This is a genomic window from Deltaproteobacteria bacterium (assembly GCA_005879535.1).
Taxonomy (GTDB): domain Bacteria; phylum Myxococcota; class Myxococcia; order Myxococcales; family 40CM-4-68-19; genus 40CM-4-68-19.
Genome location: VBKI01000054.1, coordinates 1 through 19,527 on the forward strand (window position 1 = coordinate 1; position 19,527 = coordinate 19,527).

At 65.4% G+C, this 19,527-nt stretch carries 11 protein-coding genes, 1 tRNA gene and 1 pseudogene; all 13 read left to right on the top strand.

What is annotated here, in order from left to right:
- Positions 1-25: 25 nt before the first annotated feature.
- On the top strand, positions 26-1,147 hold the full coding sequence (locus E6J58_08110) for a sigma-54-dependent Fis family transcriptional regulator (GenBank protein TMB38797.1): 1,122 nt from the start codon (positions 26-28) through the stop codon (positions 1,145-1,147).
- Between the two features lie 1,727 nt (positions 1,148-2,874).
- Complete coding sequence (locus tag E6J58_08115; GenBank protein ID TMB38798.1) at positions 2,875-3,132, top strand: hypothetical protein; 258 nt, start codon at positions 2,875-2,877, stop codon at positions 3,130-3,132.
- A 915-nt stretch (positions 3,133-4,047) separates the two neighbouring features.
- Positions 4,048-6,234 (top strand): hypothetical protein, encoded by a 2,187-nt coding sequence (locus tag E6J58_08120; GenBank protein TMB38799.1) that lies wholly within the window; start codon positions 4,048-4,050, stop codon positions 6,232-6,234.
- Between the two features lie 272 nt (positions 6,235-6,506).
- Positions 6,507-9,863, top strand: coding sequence for a hypothetical protein (locus E6J58_08125; GenBank protein TMB38800.1), 3,357 nt, complete (start codon positions 6,507-6,509; stop codon positions 9,861-9,863).
- A gap of 16 nt (positions 9,864-9,879) precedes the next feature.
- Positions 9,880-11,106 (top strand): hypothetical protein, encoded by a 1,227-nt coding sequence (locus E6J58_08130; protein ID TMB38801.1) that lies wholly within the window; start codon positions 9,880-9,882, stop codon positions 11,104-11,106.
- Positions 11,096-11,749, top strand: coding sequence for a type II secretion system protein (locus E6J58_08135; protein TMB38802.1), 654 nt, complete (start codon positions 11,096-11,098; stop codon positions 11,747-11,749). Before E6J58_08130 ends, E6J58_08135 begins: the two co-directional genes overlap by 11 nt.
- Positions 11,389-12,915, top strand: a complete 1,527-nt coding sequence (locus E6J58_08140) for a prepilin-type N-terminal cleavage/methylation domain-containing protein (protein TMB38803.1) — start codon at positions 11,389-11,391, stop codon at positions 12,913-12,915. Before E6J58_08135 ends, E6J58_08140 begins: the two co-directional genes overlap by 361 nt.
- A 20-nt stretch (positions 12,916-12,935) precedes the next feature.
- The gene (locus E6J58_08145) at positions 12,936-13,475 is read left to right on the top strand and encodes a hypothetical protein (GenBank protein TMB38804.1); all 540 of its coding nucleotides are present in this window, start codon (positions 12,936-12,938) and stop codon (positions 13,473-13,475) included.
- 107 nt (positions 13,476-13,582) lie between these two features.
- Positions 13,583-13,667: transfer RNA gene (locus E6J58_08150), tRNA-Leu, on the top strand.
- Positions 13,626-14,984 (top strand): trigger factor, encoded by a 1,359-nt coding sequence (gene tig, locus E6J58_08155; GenBank protein ID TMB38805.1) that lies wholly within the window; start codon positions 13,626-13,628, stop codon positions 14,982-14,984. Before E6J58_08150 ends, tig begins: the two co-directional genes overlap by 42 nt.
- Before the next feature lie 14 nt (positions 14,985-14,998).
- Positions 14,999-15,604 carry an ATP-dependent Clp endopeptidase proteolytic subunit ClpP gene (gene clpP / locus E6J58_08160; protein TMB38806.1) on the top strand — a complete coding sequence of 202 codons (606 nt, stop codon included), beginning with the start codon at positions 14,999-15,001 and terminating at the stop codon, positions 15,602-15,604.
- A gap of 29 nt (positions 15,605-15,633) precedes the next feature.
- A pseudogene (clpX, locus tag E6J58_08165) lies at positions 15,634-16,865 on the top strand (ATP-dependent Clp protease ATP-binding subunit ClpX).
- A gap of 140 nt (positions 16,866-17,005) precedes the next feature.
- Complete coding sequence (locus tag E6J58_08170) at positions 17,006-19,438, top strand: endopeptidase La (GenBank protein TMB38807.1); 2,433 nt, start codon at positions 17,006-17,008, stop codon at positions 19,436-19,438.
- Positions 19,439-19,527 lie beyond the last annotated feature (89 nt).

Here is a 19,527-nt window from a genome sequence, read left to right on the forward strand (position 1 = left end):
CGCGGTTTTGCGCCGAGCCATCGAGATGCGCGAGGTGAGCCGCCGGGTCAAGCAGCAGCAGCTGGCTCTCGAGCGGCATGTCAACGAGCTCGAGGTCATCGTCGAGGAACGCACGCGTGAGCTGCGGCAGACGAACGAGGTCATCGAGAGCCCGTTACCGTTCATCGGCCCCGGCGCGCAGATGGAGAAGATTGTCCAGCAGATCCGCCAGGTGGCCGACTCTCCGCTCACGGTCCTCGTCGAAGGTGAGACGGGCACAGGAAAGGAACTCGTCGCTCGGGCAATCCATTACCTGAGCTCCCGGCGCGAGAAACCGTTTGTGGCGGTCGATTGCGGCGCGATCCTCGATACGCTCATCGAATCCGAGCTCTTCGGGTATGAGCAGGGCGCGTTCACGGGAGCGCATCAGCGAAAGGAAGGGTACTTCCAGCGCGCGCACGGCGGTACCCTGTTCCTCGATGAGATCGCCAACGTTCCCCTTCCCACGCAGGCCAAGCTCCTGCGTGCTCTCGAGGAGCGAGAGGTGCAGCCGCTCGGCAGCAAGGAGCCGATTCGCGTTTCCGCGCGGATCATCGCCGCCTCGAATGTGTCGCTCGAGCGAGAGGTACGGGCGGGGCGATTCCGCCAAGACGTTTACTATCGCCTCAACGAATTCGGGATCACGCTGCCGCCTCTCCGTGAGCGGGACGACATCCTGCACTTGGCGAACGAGTTTCTTCCCGAAGCCGGTCTGGAACTCGGCCGATCGTGCCGCAAAATCTCAGAAGCCGCGGCCCAGGTCCTTCTGCGATACCACTGGCCCGGGAACGTTCGGGAGCTCAGGAATGTCATCCGCCGGGCGATGCTCCTCGCGTCGGATGTAATCGAGCCGGAGCACCTCGCGGTCATGCCAGTCGAACCGCTGCCCGCGCTCTCGGCGACGGGATGCCGTGGACCGGCGGAAACCGTCAACTCGCTGAAGGAGATCGCCGGCGCGGCTGCCGCCGATGCCGAGCAGCAGGCGATCCGCCGGGTGCTCCAAGTCACCGGCGGAAACAAGAGCGAGGCAGCCAGGCTCCTGCGAACCGACTACAAAACCCTGTATCTCAAAATGAAGGAGTACGGTATCGACGCGGCGCCGTTCCGGAATTCAGCGCGCCCGGGTTGATTCGAACCACGGGCGCGCTCGTATGCACGGAGGTTCCAGCGGCCGCAACCCTCACCTGCGTCGTTTTCGAGCTTCCTCAGGGGAACAGGGCTAGCGGCAACGGACGGTGTTCATCCGCCGCAGACACCATCGCCCGGCCCATAGAAGTTGCACGGGTAGAGCGGATCGCACTGAGTGCTGCTAGTGCACGCACTCCCGGGCGGCAGGGTGTTCGATGACGTGCCCTCCTGGCAGCTAAAAGCTCCGGTTACATCGGCAACGCACTTTAAACCGGCGCAGCACGGGGCTTGGTTCGCGCCACAGCTTGTACCCGCAGTAGCTGAGCACGCGCAGGACGTGGCGACGAAGTCACCATGGCTCAGGTGCGCCGGAACGGCGTTCTCGCTCACAGTTATCAGATGCGCATTCGCCTCGTTGCCAGGCGGAGTGTGGCAGATGGTCGTGTTTGTAGCAGCGGCGACTTGGGGGATGAGGGCGATTGCAGCGAACACCAAGAACGCGGCACACATCGTCCGCGTCCTCAGCAACGAGTGTCGGGGCTGAACGCTCATGTCAGGGTCCCTTTCTTGGCGATCGAGGTCTGAACAGCGTCGGTAGGTTTGACAGCGCGATCGCGGGAAGCAATCTGCCGGCCACGCCATGGTGTTGGCGCCATAGTTTGATCGACGAGCGCCCATCGCTGGACGCGCAGGCGCGAGCCTTGCCATGCCGGCGATCGTTCATTCAAATGACGAGCGACACATTGGTGGTCGAGGTCCGCGTCGTCTCCGCTTGCCGCTGGCCTCGCGAAAGGAAAGCAGTACCTGATCGGAACGCGGCCGGCCTGGCGTCATTACCTTACTTACGCGCTCGCTTTCTCAAGACGAGCGGGCGGGGCGAGTGAACTTCCTGACCTGGCGCGCGCGCACAGCGCGCGATCGGAAAAATCCGAATTTCCCCCCGGGAATTCCCTGCTGCAGCGAGCGTTACCGCGCCGGGCTGTCGGATGTGCTTTCTCCGGCGGCCCGGCGAAACTGTTGCCTCAGTCGTTCATCCGCCGCAGACGCTATCGTTGCTCCCAACGGAGGTGCACGGGTTCAGCGCATCACACTGAGTGCTGTCAGTGCAGGAATTCCCGGGCGGCAGGGGGTTCGATGCCGTGCCCTCCTGGCAGCTAAAAGCTCCGGTTATATCGGCAACGCACTTCAAACCGGCGCAGCAGGGGGCTTGATTCGCGCCACAGCTTGCCCCCGCAGTAGCTGCGCACGCGCAGGAAGCGCCGACAAAGTCACCATGGGCTATGTGCGCCGGCCAGGCCGCCTCGGGGATGTTTATCACATGCGCATTCGCCTGGTTGCCAGGCGGAGTATGGCACCAGGGCAGGGTCGTCGCAGCAGCGACTCGGGGGATGGTGGCGGTGGCAGCGAACACCAAGAACGCGGCACACATGGTCCGCGTCCTCAGCAACGAGTTTTGGGGCTGAACGCTCATGTCAGGCTCCCTTTCTTGGCGATCGAGGTCTGAACAGCGCCGGTAGGTTTGGCAGCGCGATCGCGGGGAGCAATCCGCCGGCCGCACCATGGTGTTGGCGCCATAGCTTGATGGACGAGCGCCCACCGCTAGGGCGCTCAGGCGCCTGCCATGCCCGGCGATCGTCCAAATTGACGAACAGACATTCTACGTCGAGGTCCGTAGCGTCCCCGACTTGCCGCTGGCCGCGACAAGAACACGCCCGCCGTGGCGCGAACGTGCTCCCAGTCAAACTCTCGATCAGCCCTGTGCGGCCGGGGTTGCAGATCCCGGGTCGCGGTCCGGCACAGTGCGCGCGCCAAGGCGGCGGAGGAGTCGCCAAGAAATTGGACGAGCTGCAACTCCTGGTGAACGATGCCGGCATCAGCATCGATGGCCTCATCCTTCGTTACGAGGCGGAAGACCTGCGGCGCTTGCTCTACGTGGACCTCGCATCGACCTTCCATCGCTGTCCAAGGCGGCGCTGCGTCCCATGATGAAGCAGCGCGGCGGCAGCATCGTGAACCTGACCAGCGTCGTCGGTGAGCAGGGCAACGCCGAAGTGCTGCGGGTGAACGGCGGCTTGTACATGTGAGCAACGCGCGTCGCGCCGCCACCGCTAATCGCCTGGCGCGGCAGCGGCGCCAGGATGCGCCCGAGCCGGCCGCGGCGGCGTGGCACCGCTCGCGCGGGATGCTCTTCGCGCTGTTCGCGGCGTCCGGATTCGCGGGGCTCATCTACGAGTCGATCTGGACGCATTACCTCAAGTTGTTCCTCGGGCACGCGGCGTATGCGCAGACGCTGGTGCTCGCGATCTTCATGGGCGGCCTGGCGCTCGGCTCGTGGCTGTCGAGCCGGTGGTCGGAGCGGTGGCGCGATCTGCTCGTCGCGTACGCGGCGACGGAAGCGGCCATCGGCGTGCTCGGCCTCGCGTTCCACCACGTGTTCGTCGGAGCGACGAGCCTGGCGTACGAGCACGTGCTCCCGCGCCTCGCCGGTTCCGCCGCAGCGGTGACGTTGTTCAAGTGGTCGCTGGCCGCGGTGCTGATCCTGCCTCAGTCCGTGCTGCTGGGGATGACCTTTCCGCTCATGACCGCGGGCCTACTGCGCGTCTTCGCGCAGCGGCCGGGACAGTCACTGGCGATGCTGTACTTCACGAACAGCCTGGGAGCGGCGGCGGGCGTGCTGGTCAGCGGATTCGTGCTGATCGCGGCGGTCGGGCTGCCGCGGACGATCCGGACGGCGGCGCTGATCAATTTCGCGATTGCGGGCGCTGTGTGGTGGCTCTTCCGCGGGCACGAGAAGCCGACGCTCGCCGTGGTTCCGCAGCAGGAGCGGCGGGATCGGACGTTCTTCTTCTTCCTCGGCACCGCGTTCGTCACCGGGGCGTCGTCGTTCATGTATGAAGTGGCATGGATCCGGATGCTGGCGCTCGTGCTCGGGTCCTCGACGCACGCCTTCGAGCGGTGGGCGGGCTGTGGATCCAGCGGCGCATCGACCGGCTCGGCGCTCCGGTGCGGACGATCGCGTATCTGCAGGTCGCGATGGGGGTACTCGCGCTCGCCACGCTGTTTCTGTACGGGCAGACGTTCGCGGTAATGCGCTGGGTAGTGCTGCACTTGCCGCACGACGAGCACGGCTATGCGTTGTTCACCCTGTGGAGCGACGGGATCGCAGTCGCGATCATGCTGCCGGCGACGTTCTGCGCCGGGACGACACTGCCGCTCATCACGTTCCATTTGATGAAGCGCGGCCACGGCGAGGCGAGCATCGGCGCCGTGTACGCGGCGAATACGGTCGGCGCGATCGCCGGGGTGTTTTGCGCCGTGCACGTTGGATTGCCGCTCCTCGGGCTGAAAGGGCTGCTGACGCTCGGCGGCGCGCTCGACATCGCGCTCGGCGTGGTGCTGCTCTGGATGGCGGCAGCGGCATTCACGAGCACGCGAGTGCCGCGGGCGCTCACCGCCGCGGGAGCAGTCGCCATCGGCGTTGCGCTGCTGTTCGGGCAGCTGGACGCGCTGAAGATGGCGTCGGGCGTCTACCGGACCGGAACGCTGCTGCCGCCCGGGCCGAACCGCGTGCTGTTCCATCGCGATGGAAAGACGGCCACGGTCAGCGTGCTGCACAACGACGAGGACGGCCGGCGGGCCATCCACACCAACGGCAAGATCGACGCGGCGATCAGCACGGATCCGCGGCAGCGGCCTTCGGGTGACGAGCCGACGATGGCGCTGCTTGCGGCGGTGCCCATGGCGCTTCACCCGGACGCGCGGCGTATCGCCTGCATCGGATTCGGCTCCGGCATCACGACGCACCTGTTGCTGACGAATCCGCGTCTCGAGCGCGTCGACACGATCGAGATCGAGCCGGAGATGGTGCGCGGCGCCGAGCACTTCCGCCCCTGGAACGAGCTGGCCTACTCGGACCGGCGCTCGCGCATCGTCATCGATGACGCGAAGACGTTCTTCGCGACGCAGACGCAGAAGTACGACGCGATCCTGTCGGAGCCATCGAACCCGTGGGTGAGCGGCGTAGCGGGACTGTTCTCGAATGAGTTCTACCGACTCGTGCGCCGGCATCTGGCCGACGACGGCATCCTCGTGCAGTGGATCCAGCTGTACGAAATTGACGTGCCGCTGGTCGTCTCGGTGCTGCGGGCCATCGAAGCGAACTTCGCGGATTACGTCGTGTACGCAAGCGGCGACTTCGACTTGCTCATCGCGGCAAGCAACGGACGCAGGTTCGGTGCGCCCGACGCGGAAGTGCTGAAGAATCCGCTGCTCGAGGCAGCGCTGGCGCGAATCGGCGTGAACGGAGTGCAGGATCTCGAGGTGCGCCGGGTCGGCGATCGCAAGTCGTGGCAAGGGTTGAGCCGCGCGGTTCCGATCCCCGTGAACTCGGACTATTTTCCCGTGCTCGACCAGAACGCCGCGCGGACGCGCTTTCTGGGCGTGAGCGCGCTGCCGCTGACAGTGTTTTCCAGCGCCTACTTCCCCGTCCTGGAGATGCTGTCTGGCGTGAAGCGCTCTGGCGAGGCGACTTCGGTGACCTTCGCGCCGTACTTCGACGGCAGCCGCCGCGCGTGGGAAGCGACCTGGCTGCGCGACATGCTCGTGCAGCGGCAGGAAGTGACGACGAAGGTGGTGGCGTGGCCCGAGCTGCACGAGCAGGCGCAGCGGCTGTCGCAATGGCTGCGGTCCTGCTCGGGCCCGCCGCTGCCGCTGACGGACTTCATCCCCGTCGCGCAGCTACTCTTGTCCGACCTGAAGCCGCCGGAGCTGGACGCGGTGTGGCGCTCCCTCGAATCCGCGTGCGGGGGTAAGCCTCCTCCGCGCCAGCAGGAGTGGCTCTCTTTCTTCCGCGCTGCCGGGCGACGCGATGGCGCCAGGATGGCGACTGGGGCGCGGCGTCTGCTCGAGTTGGAGACGGCCCTTACGGGCCCCACGCAGCGCTACCTGGTCGTCGCGGGAATGCTGGGCTCGCTCGCCTCAGGCGATCGCATCGCGGCACAGGATCTCTGGACCCGCTACTCCTCCGCAGTCGGCGCAACGGACGATCTGCTTCTGCGCGTGCTCGTCGCGCGTCTCGACGCGCCCTAGCGAGCGTTATTCGCCTGATCTGCATCGCGGAAGGCTTGCCGCTCAGAACAGCATCGGCGCGTCGATAGTGTTCAAACCGGAGCCAACGTATCCGCGAGTCGGCGCATGTACTCCTGCAACAAATGCCCGTTCGGAATTTTTTATCGACGCCGGCGAAGCTTGCCGCGGGAGTGCAAAATTGCAAGTGGCTAGATTTCGAGCCCTTGAGGGCGGCCGCGGATGGCCTGCCGCTTGCTGTAGCAGCGGCACAAGTCTTTTGCGGGGGGACCGCAATGAAGCTGTTCAAGCGTGTTTCGATAACGATGGCGGCGGGACTGATCCTGGTGTGTGGGCACGCCGCGCACGCCATCGGGTACGCCGGCGGGTCGGTGATCATCCCAACCCAGTCGAGCTACCAGGACAATTGCGGCGTCGCATCCGCGTACGGCCTCGTCTACAACGTGCTGCGCGCGAACGACGGACTGGCCGCCATCGGCAAGAGCCGCATCACCGTTCACTGGGCGTACAAGTCCACGAAGGCGTCGCCGAACCGTTGCGTCCCGACGGACATCCAGAACCCGCCCGTCTATGGCAGCTACACGACGTCGAACCCGCCGCCCTGGTACGATGCGATCTGGAACGACGGCTGCGACTTCCGCGTGACCAGCAACGCGAGCGTCCCCGTGAAGCTGGTGAAGAACAGCACCGGGCTAGCTGCTGATGACACGAACATCACGACGATCAACACGACTGCCGACCCGAATGTGTACCCGAACTATGGATCGGTGACCATCCAGCAGACGACGAACCCGAAGGTCACTTCGGTCGGTTACCTCGGTGGACCGTTCGTCATCGCCGCCTCGGATGCGAACACCTTCCTGCAGCTTCTCTCCGGCTCGCTCGTGGTGCAGGACAAGAACGGCAATAACGTCGATTTCACCGCCTACAGAACGCCGGTCGCGTGCAGCGGCGCGACGAACGGGTTCGGCGGCACCGCGCCTGGGCACTATGTGAACGTGCATCGCGCGCTGGTGGCGTTCAGCGCGGACGACAACTTGACCTTCAACTCGCCCCCTCCGCGCGTGGCATTGCAGGACCAAGGCGGTGCCGTCAGTACCGGCACCCTCGATCCCTACATGACCAACGCGGGTCTCAAATTCACTGGCGCGTTCGGCTGCCCACCGGGCGGCCAGATCGCGTCGATCCCGTCGTTGAAGACACAGTTCTGCCCGACCGGCCAGCAGGGGCTGATCTTCGACTACTTCAGTACCCAGGACTTCACCAACGGCCTGATGTTCGCAACCGACGCAAACGGCAATCCGCTGTATCAGGCGATCTGGACCCCCCACTGGGGCATTGGGGGGCCGGGTCTAACGGCGAGTTTTCCGACGCCGCCAACAGGCCTCACGTTGAAGACGACGAGCGCCTCGCCGGGGCTGCCGGCTGGCACGTACTATTATCGTATCACTGCGGCCAATTCGCTGTTTGGCGAGACTTTGGCGTCGACGGAAGTGTCGATCACGACGACGAAGACCTCGGGAATCGCCCTGAGCTGGAGCATCCTCACCAATAACGGTAACAACGCCTACTGGTACAAGATCTACGGTCGTACCAAGGGGGCCGAGCAGTACATAGACAGAGTCCAGGGGTTGCTGTCGTATACCGACACAGGCGCGACTCCGCCCAGCGGCCCTCTCCCGACTTCGAACACAACCGGCCCGCCGGGTCCGCCAGACATCGTGGCGGCGTTGAAAAACATTTCTACCTTCCTGAACGGAAAAACGGGTCTATTCGCGCAATGCGCCTCGATCGAAACGTATGAGGGCGAGACGGGGGTCGACAACTACCCCGCTTCGCAGAGCGTTCCCCCCATCCAGTTCCAGACTTGCCTCAAGAGCAGTTCGAACCCAGGCGCGTGCTCCACGACCGCGCCTCAGTACGGCATCACCAAAAACATCGCCGGCAGCCCCAGCGACCAAACGAGTATCGGAAGCTACCTCCAGAACTGCACGGACCCGACGGCCACGTCCGGCGCGGCTTGCGAATACTTCCCCAACCCCGGTGACGGGTTCCTGCAGATCGGCGACCACAAGTGGTACTCGCAATTCGGCATGGTTGCAAACTACGTACCGGCGAGCGGCAACATCTACAAGCCCGGCACCTTGAACCTCGCGTACAACGTCAAATCGCTCGACAAGACGAAGCTGACCTCGCCAACCACCGCGCGCACGATGATGATTTCCGACGAGGTCACGCGCAGCAACTACAACTCCAACCCGGGCCTCGCGAACATCGTCTACCTGGCGGGCCACACATACGACAAGTACCTGGCAGGAAACCGCCTCGTGCTCGGGACCTTGCTGCAGCTCGGCATCGTCTACCAATCGGTGGAAACGGGATACGTCGGCCCGACCCTCTACAACGACTCGGTGTTCGTCCCCACCTACGGCCGCGTCACCTCCGCCCCGACGTCGAATTCAGTGAAGAAGTTCGATCCGATGGCGGGCTCGCAGTTTCTCTTCCCGTACCACAAGGGTTGGCTGAAGACGCACTCGCTCTCCAGCGGCTTGCAGGACGGCAACAACGCCTTCTCCGACGCCGTGCAGTGGAACGCCAGCGATAACTCGGTCATGCGGGCGCCGAACGCGCGGAACGTCTTCACCTACCTGGGCGGGCAGATCACACTCGGCACCAGCAACATCGCGAAGCAGTCGGGCTGGACGCCGGTGGACTTCGACTACACCAGCATCCAGAGCCCGCTGGTGAACTGCGTCGACAAGCTGCACGTCGGACCGGTGGCCGCCAACACCTCGCTCAACAAGCCAGGGCCGTACACCGGGATGGTGGCGGGCTCGAACGGAGTCTGCGACCTCGAGGAAGCGCTGGCGAATACCCTGGTGCTCACCGCCTCGGACTTCGGCTCCGACAACGGCGCCTCGGAACAGGCGGCGATCAAGACCAAGCTCTTGAGCACCAGCGAGAACGGCGCGGTGCAGGTCACCCAGCAGCTCACGCAGCTCGTCCGCGGCTTCTGCTACGCCACGGTCGGCGGCAGCGACGGCAGCGGCGCGGCCGTCTTCAACCCGACTTCCTCGCAGTGCAACCCCAAAGGCCAGGACAACGTGATCGACCTGGGCGGATTCGTCCACTCGCAGGCCGCGGTGATCGCGGCGAGCCCGTACATCACGGATGCCCCGTCCGGCAAACGCCGGCCTACCGTCGCGTACCTGGGCGGACTCGACGGCCAGGTCCACGCTTTCTACGTTCCCGGTCCGGATACGAACGACGCCGGTTATACGGGCCCGGTGAACGGCCTGCATCTGCCGTTCGCGTCGGCGAAGTCGACGTTCCACACGGACGACAGCGGTGGCGGGGCCAGCTTCGCGCCTCCGGCGGCGCTGACCGAGCTGTGGTCGTTCATCCCGCCGGGCCAGCTGCCCTACGTGTACTCGAACGACGCGATGGTGGACTCGTCGCCGGCGGTGCTGGACATCTTCGCGGATCTCGACGGAGATGGGATCCGCGAATGGCACACGGTGCTGGTCGCCTCGGCGGGCGGCCACAACCGCGAGCTGTTCGCGCTTGACGTGACCAACCCGCTGGCGCCGGCCCTGCTCTGGGACATCCAGTCCAGCTTCGAATCCACCTGACGACACCGGCAAGGCCTTGGTCGTAGGCCAGGAGTCGTTCCAGTGGCAGAACCACTGCCGCGCCGCCGACGTGAGCGCCTCCACCTGCAAGGCCAGCAACTACAACCTCCCGCCGCTCAGCGACGCGGGGCGCTCCACCTCGGGCAAGTTCAACTACGTCCATCTCGGGGCGAGCCAGTCGATCCAGGCGGCGATGCTCCGGCGCGACAACGCCCCCGTGTTCGCCGCTTTCGTCGGCACGAACGAGCCGGGCGGCAATGGCCTGTACGTCTTCGCCATCGACATCGCCACGGGCGCCAAGCTCTGGGAGTTCAACAATCCGTACGATCCGGCGTCCGATGCTTCCGGCATGGCCGACGGTCTGGACAACACGGCTCCGGCCGGCGTGACCCTGTTTAGCAAGGCGAACACCAGCCTCATCGATACCGTCTACGCAGGGGACCTGGAGGGATCGCTCTGGGAGCTCGATGCCGCCGACGGTCTGAGCATGACCTCGTACGGGAACCAGATCGGCTCCTCCTGCACCGCGGCGGGTTCCTGCAACTTCGCCTTGAGCAACGCGTACGGCTACGACCCGAACTACTACCCGCAGCCCATCACTACGCTGAGCACCATCTTCACCGTCCCGCAGGTGCCCAGCACGAGCTGGCTTTCGAACTACGGCGGCCAGACGCTGCTCGCCTACGGCACCGCCGGCACCGACAAAGTCAGCTCACTCTCGTACACGGTCACCGGGTCGGTCCACCTTGTTCCCCTGGCCGCATCCGGCCGGCTCTCCTCGGCAGCCGTGATCGGCCCCCCGTCGCAATTCTCGGTGGCCTCGAGCAAGGGACTGGCGAAAGAGATCACGGGCTACCCGCAGTACGTCACGAGCGGCGAGCGCCTGTACGGGTCGATCACCGCGGCCGGCGATCACCTGTTCTTCGCCACCACCTCGGGCTCGGTGACGAACATCGACAGCCGCGGCAGCCTCGGAGGGTCGACCTACAACGTGGACATGACGTCGACGTTCGCGTCGTCGCGCACTGCCCTCGCCACCACCGCCGGCGGCGCGGGCGGCGCCGTGCTGGTGGCGACCAACAACAGCGGACAGACGAAGGTCATCACGGTGACGGACCAGACCATCAACGTGTCGTCGCCGAGCGGCACGCTGAAGCTGACCGCAGCGGCGCCCAACGGCGTCGGGCAGACGCCCACCGGCCTGTTGGGCTGGTTCTTCCGGAACAGCGGCCATGAATACTAGGCGGCAGTACGCAGGCTTCTCGCTCATCGAGACGATGGCTTCGTTGGCCATCCTTGCGGTGGCGGCGCTCGGGCTGATGGGCTCGATGGTCGTGGCCTCCGGCGCGAACTCCATCTCCCGCCGGCGCACGGACATGACCCTGTTCGCGCACTCGCGCATCGAGCGCATCTCCAGCCGGACGCGCAGCAAGGTCCCCACCGCGACCACCACCACGCCGATCAACTGCACGGCGATGGCGGTCGGCGGCGCCTTCGATCCCAATGCGGATCCGGGCACCGGCGGATGGATGCTCGACGTCATCGACGGCAATCCGCCCGCCGGCGGAGGCGCGATTGGCGACGACCTGATGGCGGGTCCCTTGCTGACCGAAGGCGCTGGGAACGGGGTAGACAGCACCAACACGCTCTCCAAGCGCGCCTCGTTCGCCGCCGCCTGGTTCGCGGGGACCGACACGGCTGGATGCGGCAGCGCCACCGTGCGCAACGATTCCACGGTGATGTGCCGCGAGGTGCACATCGAGCCGCTGGACGTGACGAACGCCGGGGTGACGACGTTCATGCTCCGAGTGTGGGTCCGCGTCGTCCAGGGCGGCGTCCCCTGGCAGAACTCCTATGTCTTGATGCGAGAGGACATCGCCCAATGAAACGCGCTCCGCCGGCATCCGGGTTCACGCTGATCGAGATCACCGTCTCCTCGGCCCTGTTCGCGCTCATCTCTGCCATCGCCCTTTCCATGGTCGTGGGAATGAACAACAGCTCGACGCGGGTACGCGTGGTCGGCGACGCGCAGACGGGTGGCCGGCTCGGTCTGGAAGGCCTCGCGGCGGACATCCGTGCGGCGGGAGGCGGCGCCGCCAGCGGCCAGGTGGGTATCGCTACCGGGGGTGGGGCGGCCCGGCGCATCCCCGTGATCTGGACCGGGCCCGCCACGACCGTCACCGCACCCGGCGGCCAGACGATCACTTCCAACTCGCTGTTCATCGTCACCAGCGATTCGAGCACGGTCGGCATCCCCGCGGATGCGACCGGGATGCAGGGGGTGGTGGTGGCGGCATCGCAGAACGCGCCGCTGACGATCGTCTGTTCCGACGCCACCGGCGCCACCGTCGATTGCAGCAACGGGCTGCTGAAGACGCTGAACCCGCTGGTGGTGGGAGATTTCCGCGACGCGGTGTACCTGACCCCGACCGCGCTGGGCGGACTCCAGAACACGCCGCCGACGCAGCAGCTCACCTACGCCGAGCAGGCAAGCAACGCGTACTCGCCGAGTCCGAAGGCGCCATTCGGCTTCGTGCCCGGCGCGAACCTGAAGCGCGCGCGGGTGGTCCACTGGTACCTCTGGCAGCCGACCGCCGCCGACACACCGCAGCTGCGGCGGAGCTATCCCGTCCTGACGGGAACGGCCCTGGGCGCCGCCTGCGCGAACGGCGACACGCCGTTCCTCGACGAGACGAACGACCTCTCGGGCAACTCGCCCGTCGGCGCGGACATGGGCGGCGGCGCGATCGAGAGCCTGCAGGTCCGCTACGTCGTCGATGCGGCCGGTACCGACGATCCGACGCAGTTCACGATGCTGAACACCATTGGCGTCTGCGACCTGACCGTTCCGGCCACCGTTCGCGAGGTGCGGCTGCAGGTGGTGGCCCGGACGGCGAATCCGGACGTGGACCCGGCCTCGAAGAGCATCAATAACTACACCACGCCCGGGTTCGAGGGCGTGTCGCCGTCGGCCAATACCGCCGACGCCTACCCGCGGCGGGCGTTCACTGTCGGAGTGGTGCCGCGAAATCTCCAAGGGGTCCGCCTGTGAAAGCGCGAAGCGAACGCGGAATGACTCTGCTGATCGTGCTCGGCGTCGTGGTCCTGCTGACCGTGCTGGTCGCGGTGTCGATGTCGTGGTCGAAGAACGATCGCTCCCGGACGGGCAAGCTGGTCCACAACCTCACCGTGCAGGAGCTCGCCGAGTCGACGCTGCAGTTCGGGCGCGGTTATTACGCCCAGAACTACGCGGCCTGGAACACGCACCTCGCCTACTTCGTCTCCGCGCGGACGGTCGCGCAGGTGAAGGCGGACCATCCGGAGCTGATGATGCAGCTCCCTGCCGGCACCGGGTATGACTGCTTCACCTACGCCAAGGACGACGTCGACGAGTTGCCGCCGGCGGTCAACAATCCCGCCGTCGACAACAACCTGAGCATCTTCGTCGGAGCGTTCTGCCTGGAGCAGTCGCCACCGCCTGGCCGCGCGGCGCTGCAGGCGGAGCTGACGTCCCCGCTCGAGCTCAACCCCGCCGGCCGCTCCTGCGCCTCGCAGTTCAGCGGCGGCACCCAGGGCGTCAGCAACTGCAGCACGGCCGTCGGCTTTCGCTGATCCCAACCTTCTCTCGCACTTCCTCGGACATCCGCGCACGAGGTGGGCATCGCCGTTGACGCTGCCAGGCACGGGCGCTATGACCCGCGGTCTGCCAGGATGTCCTTGCGAGGGTGGCGGAACTGGCAGACGCGCAGGCCTTAGAAGCCTGTGGGGCAACCCGTGCGGGTTCGATTCCCGCCTCTCGCACCATCTCTGTTCGCGCAAGGAGCGGCATCCGTGGTCCAGTCGAGGGTCGAAGATCTCAGTCCGGTGGTGAAGAAGGTTTCGGTGGAGGTCACCCCGGACCGCGTCAAGGACGCGCTGGACCACGCCTTCACCTCCGTCTCGCGCACGGTCAAGCTGAAGGGCTACCGGCAAGGCCACGTGCCCCGGCGCCTGGTCGAGCGGTATTTCGGCGACGACGTGAAGAAGGACGTGGCGCAGAAGCTCGTCACCGGCTCGATCCACGAGGCGCTCGCCGAGCACCAGCTCGATCCCGTCGCTCCGCCGAGGGTGGAGAATGGCTCCGTCGAGCCGGGACAGCCCTTCAAGTACACCGCCACCGTCGAGGTGCGGCCGCGGGTGGAGCCCAAGGACTACGAAGGCCTGAGCATTCCGAAGATCGAGGCGGTGGTCACCGACGCGCAGGTCGAGGAGCGCATCGAAGAGATCCGCTCGAATCAGGCCATGTTCGTTCCGGTGGAAGGCCGCGACGTGGCGGAAGCCGGAGACTTCATCTCCGCGGACTACGAAGGGTCGGTTGACGGTGCGCCGCTGCGCGGGGCCAAGCGCGAAGGGGTGCTGCTGGAGGTCGCGCCCGGATCCCTGCTCGAGAACAAGGCCGAGGGTCTGCTCGGGGCGCGCGTGGGCGAGACCCGGGAGCTGGGTGTCTCGTTCCCCGCCGAGTACGCCGTCGAGGAGCTGAGGGGCAAGGACGGGCGGTTCAAGGTCGCGGTGAAGGGCTTGAAGAAGCGCGAGGTGCCGGCGCTCGATGACGCCTTCGTGCAGGATCTGGGAGGCGAACAGAAGACGCTGTCCGATCTTCGTGCGAAGATCCGCGGCGAGATGGAGCAGCAGAAGAAAGACCGCGCCGAAGGCGACCAGCGCGAGGCCGTCCTCAGCGCTCTGGTGGCGAAGAACCCCATCGAGGCGCCTCCGGCTTTGGTCGAGCGGAACGTCGACGCGATGCTGCAGGGGATGCTGGAGGGCTTCATGCGCCGCGGCATCGACCCGCGCCAGCTCGGGCTCAACCTCGACAGGATGCGCGACGAGCTCCGCCAGCGTGCGCTCCTGGAAGTGAAAGGTTATCTGCTGCTCGAAGCCATCGCCGAGAAGGAAAAGATCGACGCCACGGAGGAAGACCTGGCGAGGCATTTCGACAAGCTGGCCCTGGACCTGAAGCAGCCGGCCGAGAAGATCCGTGCCGCCTTCCGCCGGCAGGACTCGCTCGACAGCCTGAAAGCTCGCCTCCGGCAGGACAAGGCGCTTGCTTTCCTGCTGTCGAAGGCCAACTTCACCGCCGCCTAGAGGAGCACGCGCAAATGGCAATGATCCCCTACCCAACCGTGATCGAGCAGACGCACCGAGGCGAGCGGGCGTACGACCTGTACAGCCGGCTGCTCAAGGACCGCATCGTCTTCCTCGGGACGCCGGTGGACGACGACGTGGCGAACATCATCGTTGCGCAGATGCTGTTCCTCGAGTCGGAAGATCCGGACAAGGACATCAACCTCTACATCAACAGCCCCGGCGGGTCGGTGACATCGGGTCTCGCGATCTACGACACCATGCAGTACGTGAAGTGTCAGGTGTCGACCATCTGCATGGGCCAGGCGGCGTCGATGGGCGCGCTGCTGCTGGCGGCGGGGGCGAGAGGAAAGCGCTACTCGCTGCCGCACTCGCGGATCATGATCCACCAGCCCTCCGGCGGCTTCGGCGGACAGGCGAGCGACATCGAGCTGCATGCGAAGGAGATCCTGCGGCTGAAGGCGAAACTGAACGAAATCATGCAGAAGCACACCGGGCAGCCGCTCGATCGGATCGAAAAAGATACCGATCGCGACTACTTCATGGGGGCAGGAGAAGCCAAGGAGTACGGGCTGATTGACGAGGTCGTCATCAAGAAACCGGCCGGCGGGCTGAAGTAAGGTTAAATTCAGTGGGCCGGGGAGGTTGAGTGGTCGACAAGCGGGAGAACCACACGCTGTGCTGCTCCTTCTGCGGAAAGTCGCAGAAGGAGGTGAAGAAGCTCATTGCCGGCCCTACTGTCTACATCTGCGACGAGTGCATCGGCCTCTGCAACGACATCATCGCGGAGGAGATCGACAAGGAGGAAGCGCGCGACCAGAAGCTGCGCATCCCCCGGCCTTCGGAGATCAAGAACATCCTCGACGAGTACGTGGTGGGCCAGGAGCGGGCGAAGAAGATCCTCTCCGTCGCCGTCCACAACCACTACAAGCGCATCGAGAGCAAGGTCTCGATGGACGACGTCGAGCTGCAGAAGTCGAACATCCTTCTGCTCGGCCCCACCGGCTCCGGCAAGACGCTCCTCGCGCAGACGCTGGCGCGCATCCTCAACGTCCCGTTCACCATCTCCGACGCCACCTGCCTCACCGAAGCGGGATACGTGGGCGAGGACGTGGAGAACATCATCGTCAACCTGTCAACCTCCTGCAGGCCGCCGACCATGACATCGAGCGGGCGCAGAAGGGGATCGTCTACATCGACGAGATCGACAAGATCGCGCGCAAGAGCGAGAACCCATCGATCACGCGCGACGTGAGCGGCGAGGGCGTGCAGCAGGCGCTGCTCAAGATCATCGAGGGCACTGTGGCGAACGTGCCGCCCAAGGGCGGCCGCAAGCACCCGCAGCAGGAGTTCCTCCAGGTCGATACCTCGAACATCCTCTTCATCTGCGGCGGCGCCTTCGGCGGGCTGGAGAACATCGTCGCCCAGCGGACCGAGGGAAAGAGCCTGGGCTTCGGCTCCGACGTGAAGTCCAAGAAGGAGCGCAACAAGCCCGAGGATCTCCTCAAGTTCGGCATGATCCCCGAGTTCATCGGGCGCCTGCCGGTGGTTGCGACGCTCGAGGAGCTGGATGAGGCGGCCCTGGTCGACATCCTCACCAAGCCCCGCAATGCCTTGGCCAAGCAGTACCGCAAGCTGCTGGAGATGGACGGCGTGCAGCTCAAGTTCACCGACGGAGCGCTGCGGGCCGTGGCCAAGGAGGCCATCCGCCACAAGAGCGGCGCGCGCGGGCTGAGGGCCATCCTCGAGAACGCGATGCTGAACGTGATGTACGAAGTGCCCTCGCACAAGAACATCCGCGAGATCGTCCTCAACGAGGACTGCATCCTGAAGAAGGAAGCGCCTCTCATCGTGTACGAGAAGCAGGCCGAGACGGCATAGGCGCACCTACCTGCGCGCGCGGCGGGAATTCCGGACCCCCGCGCACCCGTTGAAAGAGTGCGAGAGTTTGAATGACTTCACCGGACTGAAGCGGTACGCTTCGCGGACGGCGCAGCCGACTTCCGGAGGGCACGATCTCAATGTTCTTCCGCAACGACGACAGGAAGGATCCCAAGGGCAAGACCGGGGTCCGCACCGTGCCGCTCCTCCCCCTGCGCGACATCATCGTGTTCCCGCACATGGTGGTGCCGCTCTTCGTCGGGCGCGAGAAGTCGATCGCCGCGCTCGAAGAAGCGATGGCGCACGAGAAGGACATCCTCCTCGCCGCGCAGAAGAAGGCGAAGACCAACGAGCCGGCGCCGGACGACATCTTCGAGATCGGCACGCTCGGCACCATCCTGCAGCTCTTGCGCCTGCCCGACGGCACCGTAAAGGTGCTGGTGGAGGGCAAGAAGCGCGCGCGGATCCGCAAGTACGCTACACACGACAAGTTCTTCCTGGTCGAAGCGGAAGAGGTGGACGAGGTCAGCGAGCGCAACGTCGAGGTGGAAGCGCTGGTCCGCTCGGTGCACGCCACCTTCGAGGCCTACGTCAAGCTGAACAAGCGCATCCCGCCGGAGATGCTGATGTCGGTGGCCACCATCGACGACCCGGCCCGCCTCGCGGACACCATCGTCGCGCACCTCTCGCTCAAGCTGAACGACAAGCAGGCCATCCTCGAGGAGCAGTCCGCCGCGCGCCGGCTGGAGAAGCTCTACGAGCTCATGCAGGGAGAGATCGAGATCCTGCAGGTCGAGAAGAAGATCCGCACCCGCGTCAAGAAGCAGATGGAGAAGACGCAGAAGGAGTACTACCTCAACGAGCAGATGCAGGCCATCCAGAAGGAACTGGGTGAGCGCGACGAGTTCAAGTCGGAGCTGCAGGAGCTCGAGGAGAAGATCAAGACCAAGAAGATGTCGAAGGAGGCCGTCGCCAAGGTCAAGAAGGAGCTCCGCAAGCTCAAGATGATGTCGCCGATGAGCGCGGAAGCCACCGTGGTGCGGAACTACATCGACTGGATCCTCACCCTGCCCTGGTACGAGTACTCGAAGGACAAGCTCGACATCAACGAGGCGGAGAAGATCCTCAACGACGACCACTACGGCCTGAAGAAGCCCAAGGAGCGCATCCTCGAGTACCTGGCCGTGCAGGCGATGGTGGAGAAGATGAAGGGCCCCATCCTTTGCTTCGTCGGCCCCCCGGGCGTCGGCAAGACCTCGCTGGGCAAGAGCATCGCCCGGTCGCTGGGGCGCAAGTTCGTGCGCATCTCGCTGGGCGGCGTGCGCGACGAGGCGGAGATCCGCGGCCACCGGCGCACCTACATCGGCGCGCTTCCCGGCAAGATCATCCAGTCGCTGAAGAAAGCGGGCAGTGGCAATCCGGTGTTCCTGCTCGACGAGGTCGACAAGATGAGCACCGACTTCCGCGGCGATCCCTCCTCGGCGCTCCTCGAGGTGCTCGATCCGGAGCAGAACCACACCTTCAACGACCACTATCTCGACCTCGATTACGTCCTCTCCAAGGTGCTGTTCAACTGCACCGCCAATACGCTGCACGGCATTCCGGCGCCGCTGCAGGATCCCCTGGAGATCATCCGCATCGCCGGCTACACCGATCTGGAAAAACTCTCCATCGCGCGCAAGTACCTGGTCGCCAAGCAGCGCGAGCAGAACGGTCTGGAGAAGATCGGCATCAAGTTCAGCCGGAAGGCGCTGATGGAACTGATCCACCGCTACACCAAGGAGAGCGGAGTCCGGGGGCTGGAGCGCGAGGTGGCGACGCTCTGCCGGAAGATCGCCAAGGACGTGCTGGCGAACGGAAACAAGGACGAGAAGATCCTCGTCACCTCCAAGCGCGTGCACAAGCTGCTCGGGCCGCCCCGCTTCCGTTACGGCAAGACCGAGGAGCGCGACGAGATCGGGCTGGTCACCGGGCTTGCCTGGACGGAAGTCGGCGGCGAGCTGTTGCAGACCGAAGCGACAGTGGTCCCCGGCAAGGGCAAGCTGATCCTGACCGGCAAGCTCGGCGACGTCATGCAGGAGAGCGCGCAGGCGGCGATGAGCTACGTCCGTTCGAGGGCGGAGCGGTTCGGCCTCGACAAGAAGTTCGCCGAAAACGTCGACCTGCACATCCACGTCGCCGAAGGCGCGGTGCCCAAGGACGGGCCCAGCGCCGGCGTGACCATGGCCACCGCCATGGTGTCGGCGTTGACGCGCATTCCGGTGCGCAAGGAAGTGGCGATGACCGGCGAGATCACGCTGCGCGGGCGCGTGCTGCCCATCGGCGGCCTTAAAGAAAAGGCGCTGGCGGCGCATCGGGGTGGGACGAAGGTCATCCTGATTCCGAAGGACAACGAGAAGGACATCCGCGAGATCCCGATGAAGATCCGCCGCGAGCTGACCATCATCCCCGTCGAGCACGTCGACGAAGTGCTCCGGCACGCGCTGGTCCTGGAGAACCCGGATGCGTTCTTCCGGCCGATGGAACCGGCGAAGATCGAGGCGCCAGGAAATACGCCTCAGACTGCCGTCTGATCACCCGGCTGGACAGGCTGGGGCTCGCCCGGCCGATCTACGGGCGTCCGGCGCAGCCTGATTCGTGCCCCGTGCGCAAGCTCGGTGGC

Excerpts from the sequence above, each read along its gene's own strand:
- E6J58_08125 (TMB38800.1), top strand. The coding sequence starts at position 6,507 with ATGAAGCTGTTCAAGCGTGTTTCGATAACGATGGCGGCGGGACTGATC.
- E6J58_08110 (TMB38797.1), top strand. The coding sequence starts at position 26 with ATGCGCGAGGTGAGCCGCCGGGTCAAGCAGCAGCAGCTGGCTCTCGAG.
- E6J58_08145 (TMB38804.1), top strand. The coding sequence starts at position 12,936 with ATGACTCTGCTGATCGTGCTCGGCGTCGTGGTCCTGCTGACCGTGCTG.
- E6J58_08140 (TMB38803.1), top strand. The coding sequence starts at position 11,389 with ATGGATGCTCGACGTCATCGACGGCAATCCGCCCGCCGGCGGAGGCGC.
- E6J58_08170 (TMB38807.1), top strand. The coding sequence starts at position 17,006 with ATGTTCTTCCGCAACGACGACAGGAAGGATCCCAAGGGCAAGACCGGG.
- clpP (TMB38806.1), top strand. The coding sequence starts at position 14,999 with ATGGCAATGATCCCCTACCCAACCGTGATCGAGCAGACGCACCGAGGC.
- E6J58_08135 (TMB38802.1), top strand. The coding sequence starts at position 11,096 with ATGAATACTAGGCGGCAGTACGCAGGCTTCTCGCTCATCGAGACGATG.
- E6J58_08120 (TMB38799.1), top strand. The coding sequence starts at position 4,048 with ATGGATCCGGATGCTGGCGCTCGTGCTCGGGTCCTCGACGCACGCCTT.